Origin of the sequence: Nocardia sienata NBRC 100364, from assembly GCF_001613205.1 — a bacterium.
Taxonomy (GTDB): domain Bacteria; phylum Actinomycetota; class Actinomycetes; order Mycobacteriales; family Mycobacteriaceae; genus Nocardia; species Nocardia sienata.
This window is the reverse complement of record NZ_BDBX01000034.1, coordinates 1-7,580: the sequence shown is the minus strand read 5'-3', so window position 1 is coordinate 7,580 and position 7,580 is coordinate 1. Positions and strand designations below refer to the sequence as shown.

General features: G+C 67.0%; 9 protein-coding genes. 6 read left to right on the top strand and 3 right to left on the bottom strand.

The genetic code is table 11. The features are described from left to right. Nucleotides 1-143: 143 nt before the first annotated feature. Nucleotides 144-830, top strand: a complete 687-nt coding sequence (nucS, locus tag NS4_RS18935) for an endonuclease NucS (protein WP_063060868.1) — start codon at nucleotides 144-146, stop codon at nucleotides 828-830. Between the two features lie 10 nt (nucleotides 831-840). Then, entirely contained in the window at nucleotides 841-1,146 is a 306-nt protein-coding gene (locus NS4_RS33455; protein ID WP_063060867.1) for an Rv1322 family protein, read from the top strand. Nucleotides 1,147-1,170: 24 nt separating this feature from the next. Here NS4_RS33455 and NS4_RS18925 read toward each other — a convergent pair whose 3' ends face one another. Further along, nucleotides 1,171-2,166, bottom strand: a complete 996-nt coding sequence (locus tag NS4_RS18925; RefSeq protein WP_063060866.1) for a GlxA family transcriptional regulator — start codon at nucleotides 2,164-2,166, stop codon at nucleotides 1,171-1,173. Between the two features lie 71 nt (nucleotides 2,167-2,237). On the opposite strand from NS4_RS18925, the gene NS4_RS18920 reads away from it, so the two are divergent. Further along, on the top strand, nucleotides 2,238-3,005 hold the full coding sequence (locus NS4_RS18920) for an MBL fold metallo-hydrolase (protein ID WP_063060865.1): 768 nt from the start codon (nucleotides 2,238-2,240) through the stop codon (nucleotides 3,003-3,005). 154 nt (nucleotides 3,006-3,159) lie between these two features. Here NS4_RS18920 and NS4_RS18915 read toward each other — a convergent pair whose 3' ends face one another. Continuing rightward, nucleotides 3,160-4,176: a coiled-coil domain-containing protein gene (locus NS4_RS18915; protein ID WP_063060864.1), complete on the bottom strand. Its 1,017-nt coding sequence runs from the start codon at nucleotides 4,174-4,176 to the stop codon at nucleotides 3,160-3,162. Between the two features lie 86 nt (nucleotides 4,177-4,262). Continuing rightward, nucleotides 4,263-4,736 carry a methylmalonyl-CoA epimerase gene (gene mce, locus NS4_RS18910; RefSeq protein ID WP_063060863.1) on the bottom strand — a complete coding sequence of 158 codons (474 nt, stop codon included), beginning with the start codon at nucleotides 4,734-4,736 and terminating at the stop codon, nucleotides 4,263-4,265. Nucleotides 4,737-5,032: 296 nt separating this feature from the next. Here mce and NS4_RS18905 point away from each other — a divergent pair, with 296 nt between their 5' ends. From NS4_RS18905 to NS4_RS18895, 3 genes are all read left to right on the top strand, one after another. Then, nucleotides 5,033-6,211, top strand: coding sequence for an acetyl-CoA C-acetyltransferase (locus tag NS4_RS18905; protein WP_063060862.1), 1,179 nt, complete (start codon nucleotides 5,033-5,035; stop codon nucleotides 6,209-6,211). Nucleotides 6,212-6,289: 78 nt separating this feature from the next. Continuing rightward, nucleotides 6,290-6,658, top strand: coding sequence for a DUF3817 domain-containing protein (locus NS4_RS18900; RefSeq protein ID WP_063060861.1), 369 nt, complete (start codon nucleotides 6,290-6,292; stop codon nucleotides 6,656-6,658). A gap of 61 nt (nucleotides 6,659-6,719) precedes the next feature. Further along, on the top strand, nucleotides 6,720-7,568 hold the full coding sequence (locus NS4_RS18895; protein WP_063060860.1) for a tetratricopeptide repeat protein: 849 nt from the start codon (nucleotides 6,720-6,722) through the stop codon (nucleotides 7,566-7,568). Nucleotides 7,569-7,580: the final 12 nt, after the last annotated feature.

The following is a 7,580-nucleotide window of genomic DNA, read 5'->3' as shown; positions in this document are numbered from 1 at the left end:
ATTCCCTTCAGGGGCCCACAAATGTGGGCCCTTGAAGGCGTTTATGGGGAAGTTTCAGAAAAGGGGCGCGCGCGTGGCTTATCGCCTACGCCGAGCGCGGGGCCTGAGCCATGGACGTGGCCCACTGTCCTAGACTCTGCCGGATGCGACTCGTGATTGCTCGTTGCCAGGTGGATTATGTGGGGCGCCTGACCGCTCATCTGCCGATGGCTCGTCGGCTGCTGCTCATCAAAGCGGACGGCTCGGTGCTGGTGCATTCCGACGGCGGATCCTACAAGCCGTTGAACTGGATGAGTCCACCGTGCCGGCTGGACGAGCGGGTGCCTGACGCAGCTGCCGAACAGTTGAAAGCGCTGTGGGTGGTGACCAACAAGGCCGGCGAGGAACTGCGGATCGGCATCGAGGAGATCGAGCACGATTCCAGTCATGAGCTCGGGGTGGATCCCGGACTGGTGAAGGACGGGGTGGAAGCTCATCTGCAGGAACTGCTCGCCGAGCATGTGCAGACACTCGGCGCCGGGTACAGCCTGATCCGCCGGGAGTACATGACCGCGATCGGGCCGGTGGACCTGCTGTGCCGGGACGCCGACGGGCGCACGGTTGCGGTGGAGATCAAGCGACGCGGTGAGATCGACGGCGTGGAACAACTCACCCGCTATCTGGAACTGCTCAACCGGGACCCACTGCTGGCGCCGGTCGCCGGCGTGTTCGCGGCGCAGCAGATCAAACCGCAGGCGCGAACACTCGCCGAGGATCGCGGGATCCGCTGCCTCACCCTGGACTACGACGCCCTACGTGGGACCGAGAGCAACGAATTCAGGCTCTTCTAGACTCGGACTCATGCCTCGACGAAAGCCCGGCCGTACGCGCTCGCGCGATGCGTCGCCGCGGCCGGGTAGCGGGCTGGGTGATGTATATCGGCGGACCGAGTCGGGGGCGGACGGAGACGAGTACGTTGTCCGCACGGTTCCGGGGTCACGCGCGGTGAAACGGTACCGCTGTCCGGGTTGCGATCACGAGATCATGCCCGGGGTCGCGCATATCGTGGCCTGGCCGGCCGATGGTGGTGAGACCGACCGGCGGCACTGGCACAGCGGCTGCTGGAACGGCCGGTGGACGCGTGGGATCACCCGACGGTGGTCCTAGGCGTTGAGGAGGCGCGCTCCGCACCTATCGGCCGTGCGAGTGTGGGTGCATTATCGGGCTCGCTGCTGGTGTGCGGTTGCGGAACAGCGCACGGTGAGCTGCCGGGCTGATGCCGAGGATCCGATGGAAGTGGTGGCGCAGATTCACCGCGCTGCCGAATCCCGCATCGGCGGCTATGCGTTCCATGGTGTTGTCGGTGTTTTCCAGCAGTAGGCGTGCCCGGTCGGTCCGTTGGTGCAGCAGCCACTGTTGCGGGCTGTTGCCGGTGCGTTCCCGGAAGCGGCGGGTGAACGTGCGTCGCGACATCAACGCGGTACGGGCCCACTCGTCCAGACCGACCGGCTCGGCCAACCTGGTGCTCGCCCACACCATGGCGCGTTCGATGGGATCGTCGTCGGTGGCCTCGAGTACCGCCACCGGAATGAACTGGGACTGAGATCCACTGCGGTGCGGGGCGAGAACGAGTCCGCGGGCGAGGTCGGCCGCGACAAGGCTGCCGAGGTCGGCGCGGACCACGTGTAGGCAGCAGTCGAGGGCGGCGGCGACACCGGCGGAGGTGATCACGTCGCCCAGATCCGACCAGAGCATATCCGCGCGCACCTGTACCGTCGGGTGCGCGCGAGCCAAGGCCTCGGCGGCCGACCAATGAGTGGTGATCTCCCGGCCGTGGACGAGTCCGCTGGCGGCCACGACCCAGGCCCCGAGACACAGTCCGACGATGCGCGCGCCCGCGGCGTGCGCGGCGCGCACGCTGTCGAGAAGGGGTTCCGGCGGGACGATATCGGGCAGCCAGCTCGGGACGATCACGATATCGGCACCGGAAACCGCCGCGAGGTCATTCGGTACCGAGATATCGAATCCGGCCGCGGTGGACAGCATGCCGGGCGTCTGCGCGCAGATCCGGACCTCGTAAGGCCAATCGGCGGGTTTGCCGACGCCGGCGCGGCCGAACACCAGCGTGGGTACCGACAGGTGGAAGGGGCTGATACCGGCGAAGGCGACAACCGCCACGGAAATCATGGCCTGATATTAGCGATACATGCCCTGCAGGCCACTGTTGTCGATCGATCAGGGTGCCGAGACTGATCCTCATGACGAATACGATCGCCCGCAGCACCATCGAAGTCCTGCATATCGGCGGCCCGACCCTGCGCTTCCGCTACGCGGGCCTGACCTGGCTGACCGACCCGACCTTCGACGCTCCCCGCGCCTACCCCGGTCCGGTCACGCTGCGCAAGCTCGACGGTCCGGCGGTATCGCCAGCGCAGGTCGGACCGGTCGACGTAGTGCTGCTCTCGCATGATCAACATGCCGACAACCTCGATATATCCGGCCGCGAATTCCTGGCCACGGTGCCGACCGTGCTGTCCACCCCGGATGCCGCCGAACGGTTGGACGATGTACGCGGCCTGCGCAACTGGGAGACATTCGCCATCGGGGGAGTACAGGTGACAGGGACGCCCGCGCTGCACGGGCCGCAGGGGTGCGAACCGCTCAGTGGTGTCGTCACCGGATTCGTACTGCGGGCCGCGGGGGAGCCGACGGTGTATGTCTCCGGCGACAATGCCTCGGTGGACGTGGTCCGCGAGATCGTCGAGTGCGTCGGGCAGATCGATATCGCGGTGGTGAACGTCGGCGCAGCCAATGTCGGCCGGTTCGGCGATGCAGACGTGACCCTCAATGCCCGCACTGCGATTCTGGCCGCGGAGTTGCTGGGTGAGGCGGTGCTCGTCGCGGTGCACGGTGAGGGGTGGGCGCATTTCACGGAGACGCTCGATCATCTGGGTCGCGCCTTCGAGTACGCGGGCCGTCGAGCACAACTGGTGATTCCGCCGCGTGGGCAGTCGGTCCGCGTCTGAGCGGGCTACTGCCGGCGGACGCTCACATCACGGCCAGAGTCCGCGGGTCGCGGGGAAGGATGACCGCCTCGTATACGGCGAATATGAGGAAGGCCGCCCCGTCGGGGCGGCCTTCGGATCGATCTGGTGTCGCCGTGTACGTTCCGGCAGCAGCTCAGTGGCTGATGTCGGCGTTCTCGCGTTCTTCCTCGAGGATATCGTCGGAATCGTCCTCGGAGCTCACCTCGGGGATGGCCTTCTGACGCGGGCCGTTCACAGACTTGTTGTTCTGGCCGCTGCCGAGGGACTTACGCGGCTGCTCGGGCACACCGTCGAGCAGTTCGCTCTCCCGGTTGACGGCCGCGAGCATGGCCGGGACCGAATCGAGCTGGCCGCGGATACCGAGCAGCTGGGCGAGGACCCGGCCGCGCAGGACGCGCATCTCCTCGGCCAGTTCCTTCGCGTGCGCGATCTTGCGCTCGGAGGTCTGGGTCGCCGAGGTGATGAGGCGGTTGGCCTCGTCGGTGGCATCCTTGATCCGCTGGGCGGCCTCGGCGCGGCTGGTGGCCTCGAGCTCCTCCATGGCGCGGGTCAGCTTGGTGCGACGCTCGGCCATGGTGACCTCGAAGTCCTGCTGCGTGGCCTTGCGCTTGGCCTCGGACTCCTTGGCCAGGCGCTCGGCGTCGGCCTGGGCGGCATCGATGATCTTGGCGGATTCGGTACGAGCATTCGCCAGCGTCTGCTCGTATTCGATTTCCAGCGCTTCGCGCTTTTCCTTGGTTTCGGCCAGCAGAGATTCGTATTTGCCGCGCATTTCGGTGGCCTGCTGCTCCGCGATGGAAACCATCTCGGCGGCTTCGGCCTGGGCGAGGGCGCGAACCTCGGACGCCTCGTCCGAGGCCAATCGCAACATGCGGGAGATGCGGTCGCTCATCCCCTCCGCGGTGGTCGGCGGTACGGACAGCCGGTCGACTTCCTTGCGGAGTTCGTCGATTTCGTCGCGGGCGTCTTCCAGCTGACTGGCGAGGTTCCGGGCCTGGGCGGCGGCGGCGTCGCGGTCGGTGGCGGTAACCCGCAACTCGGCATCGAAGCGGTCGAAATAGTTACGCACCTCGTCTTGCGCATAACCCTTGCGCACAACGGTGAAGGGCAGCGCAACGAAGCGATTGCGATCGGACTCGGGTGACGACATGGCCAACAAACTACAGCCTGAGACCTACGCATGGTGACCCGACCGGGAATGTTATCGGAGCGTCTCCTTACAGCCCGATGTTGATACTAGTGCGTAACATTCGGATCCGGTTCCAGTAACTCGACCAGCACACCGCCAGCATCCTTCGGATGGACGAAATTGATACGGGAGTCGGCGGTTCCGCGTCGCGGCGCCTCGTACAGCAGGCGCATACCGCGATCGCGAAGATATGCGGAAACGGCTTCGATATCGGTGACCCGGAAGGCCAGCTGCTGCAGACCCGGGCCGCTGCGATCGATGAATTTCGCGATGGTGGAGGTTTCGTCGAGAGGAGCCAGCAACTGCAGAGCAGTCGAGTCGTCCTCGGCGGCGGGCGCGGACAGCATCGCTTCCTGAACGCCCTGTTCCTCGTTGACCTCCCGGTGGGTTTCGACCAGGCCGAGGTTCTCCGCGTACCAGGCGACGGCGGCGTCCAGGTCGGGGACGGCGATACCGACGTGGTCGACCGCGACGATGTAGTCGGCGGGGATGAATTCTGATGACGGGGTAGCGGTGCTCACCCTTCGAAAGTAGCGCGTTCCACCGTGCCGCGGACGCGTACCCACCCGGATGGGTATCAACAGAGGGCGGCTGCCTTCAAATTTGGACGGGGTGATCTGCGCATCCCTGCGCATCTATCCGGGGAGGCCGCAAGCTACCGTGGAGTAGTCCGCGCCGCGCGTCGCTTCCCGAGTGAAGAACCGGGGTCACGCGACCCCGGCCGGCCCGCCGGAGGCGGGCAATCGAACAGACCGGGGCCGTGCCAGGCCCCGGCCCGCGGCGCCGACGGCGACGCGAGAGATACAGGAGGCTCGTCGTGACCAACTCCGTGATCGTGGCCGGTGCGCGTACCCCGATCGGCCGGCTGCTGGGCGGTCTGAAGGATTTCAGCGGATCGGATCTGGGTGGGTTCGCGATCGCCGCGGCGCTCGAGAAGGCCGGCGTCCGGGGCGACCAGGTCGACTACGTGATCATGGGTCAGGTGCTCACCGCGGGTGCGGGACAGATCCCGGCCAGGCAGGCCGCGGTGGCGGGCGGTATCCCGATGGATGTGCCCGCGTTGACGCTGAACAAGGTGTGCTTGTCCGGGATCAACGCGATCGCGTTGGCGGACCAGCTGATCCGGGCCGGGGAGTACGAGATCGTGGTGGCCGGCGGGCAGGAATCGATGAGCCGCGCCCCGCATATGCTCGAGAAGAGCCGCGAGGGGTTCAAATACGGTGATGTGACCCTGCGCGATCACATGGCCTATGACGGGCTGCACGACATCTTCACCGACCAGGCGATGGGCGCGCTCACCGAGCAGCGCAACGACACCGATCCGATCACCCGGGCCGATCAGGACGCTTTCGCCGCGGCCTCGCATCAGCGAGCGGCCGCCGCCTGGAAGAACGGGATCTTCGACGACGAGGTGGCGCCGGTGGAGGTGCCGCAGCGCAAGGGCGATCCGGTCGTGGTGCGGCAGGACGAGGGGATCCGGGCCGATACCACCGCGGAATCGCTGTCCAAGTTGCGTCCGTCGTTCCGTAAGGACGGGACGATCACCGCCGGGTCGGCTTCGCAGATCTCCGACGGTGCGGCCGCGGTGGTCGTGATGAGCAAGGCCAAGGCGCAGGAGCTGGGGCTGAGCTGGATCGCGGAGATCGGTGCGGCGGGTGTGGTGGCCGGTCCGGATTCGACGCTGCAGGACCAGCCGGCCAACGCGATCGCCAAGGCGTGCGCCAAGGAGGGTATCGCTCCGGCCGACCTGGACCTGGTGGAGATCAACGAGGCGTTCGCGGCGGTCGGTATCGCCTCGACCCGCAAGCTCGGGATCGATCCGGCGAAGGTGAATGTCAACGGCGGCGCCATCGCGGTCGGGCATCCGCTCGGGATGTCGGGTGCGCGGATCGTGCTGCATCTGGCGCTGGAACTGAAGCGCCGCGGTGGCGGGATCGGTGCGGCGGCGCTGTGCGGTGGTGGCGGCCAGGGCGACGCGCTGATCGTAAAGGTCTAGACCGCCCTGTTTGTCTCGTGTGACCGGTGTGACCGGTTCGACTACGACACTGTGTAGTGGCTAGTGCACAATGGGCGCATGAACTTCCTTGGTCTGGGTACCGTTGCCGGCAGGTTCCGCTTTTTCGCAGTGCTCGAAGCGCTGTCCTGGCTGGGCCTGCTGGTGGGAATGGCGTTCAAGTACATCCCCGCGGAGGGCAACGAGATCGGAGTGAAGATCTTCGGCCCGGTACACGGCGGCGTCTTCGTCCTGTTCGTGCTGACGGCACTGCTGGCCGCGCGTGAGCTCGAATGGAACTGGAAGACCACGGTTCTGGCGCTGTTGTCCAGCATCCCGCCGTTCTTCACGGTGATCTTCGAGGTGTGGGCCGTCCGCACCGGCAAGCTGGGCGAACTGAGTGCGGCCGGCGCCACCGAGTCCCCGAAGACTCTCGCGCCCTCCTCGTGACAAACTGGAACCTGTGACTCGACCAGCATCCCGCCGTCCTTCACCCGCCGTAGCCGCCGCCATGTCCGGGGCGGTGGATCTGTCCGCCCTCAAGCAGCCGCCCGCGGGCACGCCGGCCGCGGCGGGCGACCATACGGTCACCGAGGCTGATTTCGAGACCAAGGTGCTGCGCCGCTCCGCTCAGGTGCCGGTCGTGGTGGCGCTGTACTCGCAGCGCAGCCCGGGCAGCATCGAACTGGTTCAGCTGCTGGAGCGGCTCGTGGGCGAGGCCGGCGGCGCCTGGGATCTCGCCGCCGTCGAAGCCGAGAGCAATATACGGATCGCGCAGGCCTTCGGCGTCCAGGGCATTCCGACGGTTATCGCGGTCGCGGGCGGACAGCCGCTGGCCGACTTCCAGGGCAACCAGCCCGAAGCGCAGGTATCGCAGTGGCTGACCGCTGTCGTACAGGCGGTGGAGGGCAAACTCGAGGGCGACCCGAACGCACCCCAGGAGCAGCCCACCGATCCGCGCTTCGCCGCGGCGGAGGCGCTGCTCGAACAGGGCGATCTGGCGGGCGCGGAATCGGCCTACGAGTCGATCGTCGCCCAAGAGCCCGGTAACGCCGAGGCCAAAGCGGCGCTGCGGCAGGTGAAGTTCCTGCGCCGGGCGCAGGAACTCCCGGAATCGGCGATCGCCACCGCCGATGCCGACCCCGGCAATGTCGCGGCCGCGCTCGACGCTGCCGATGTGGAACTCTTCCAGCAGCAGCCCGAGGCCGCGTTCGACCGGCTCATCGCGTTGGTTGCCCGGACCGCCGGCGACGAACGCACCACGGTCCGGACCCGCCTGCTGGAATTGTTCGAACTCTTCGACCAGGCCGAGCCGTTCGTGGTGGCGGCCCGCCGCAAACTGGCAACCGCGCTGTACTGAGTTCATGGCGCG

What these genes read in the sequence shown, in the direction of transcription:
- NS4_RS18925 (WP_063060866.1), bottom strand. Translation starts at nt 2,166, where the DNA reads ATGATTTCCGTGGCGGTTGTCGCCTTCGCCGGTATCAGCCCCTTCCAC.
- NS4_RS18895 (WP_063060860.1), top strand. Translation starts at nt 6,720, where the DNA reads ATGTCCGGGGCGGTGGATCTGTCCGCCCTCAAGCAGCCGCCCGCGGGC.
- NS4_RS33455 (WP_063060867.1), top strand. Translation starts at nt 841, where the DNA reads ATGCCTCGACGAAAGCCCGGCCGTACGCGCTCGCGCGATGCGTCGCCG.
- NS4_RS18920 (WP_063060865.1), top strand. Translation starts at nt 2,238, where the DNA reads ATGACGAATACGATCGCCCGCAGCACCATCGAAGTCCTGCATATCGGC.
- NS4_RS18900 (WP_063060861.1), top strand. Translation starts at nt 6,290, where the DNA reads ATGAACTTCCTTGGTCTGGGTACCGTTGCCGGCAGGTTCCGCTTTTTC.
- NS4_RS18915 (WP_063060864.1), bottom strand. Translation starts at nt 4,176, where the DNA reads ATGTCGTCACCCGAGTCCGATCGCAATCGCTTCGTTGCGCTGCCCTTC.
- nucS (WP_063060868.1), top strand. Translation starts at nt 144, where the DNA reads ATGCGACTCGTGATTGCTCGTTGCCAGGTGGATTATGTGGGGCGCCTG.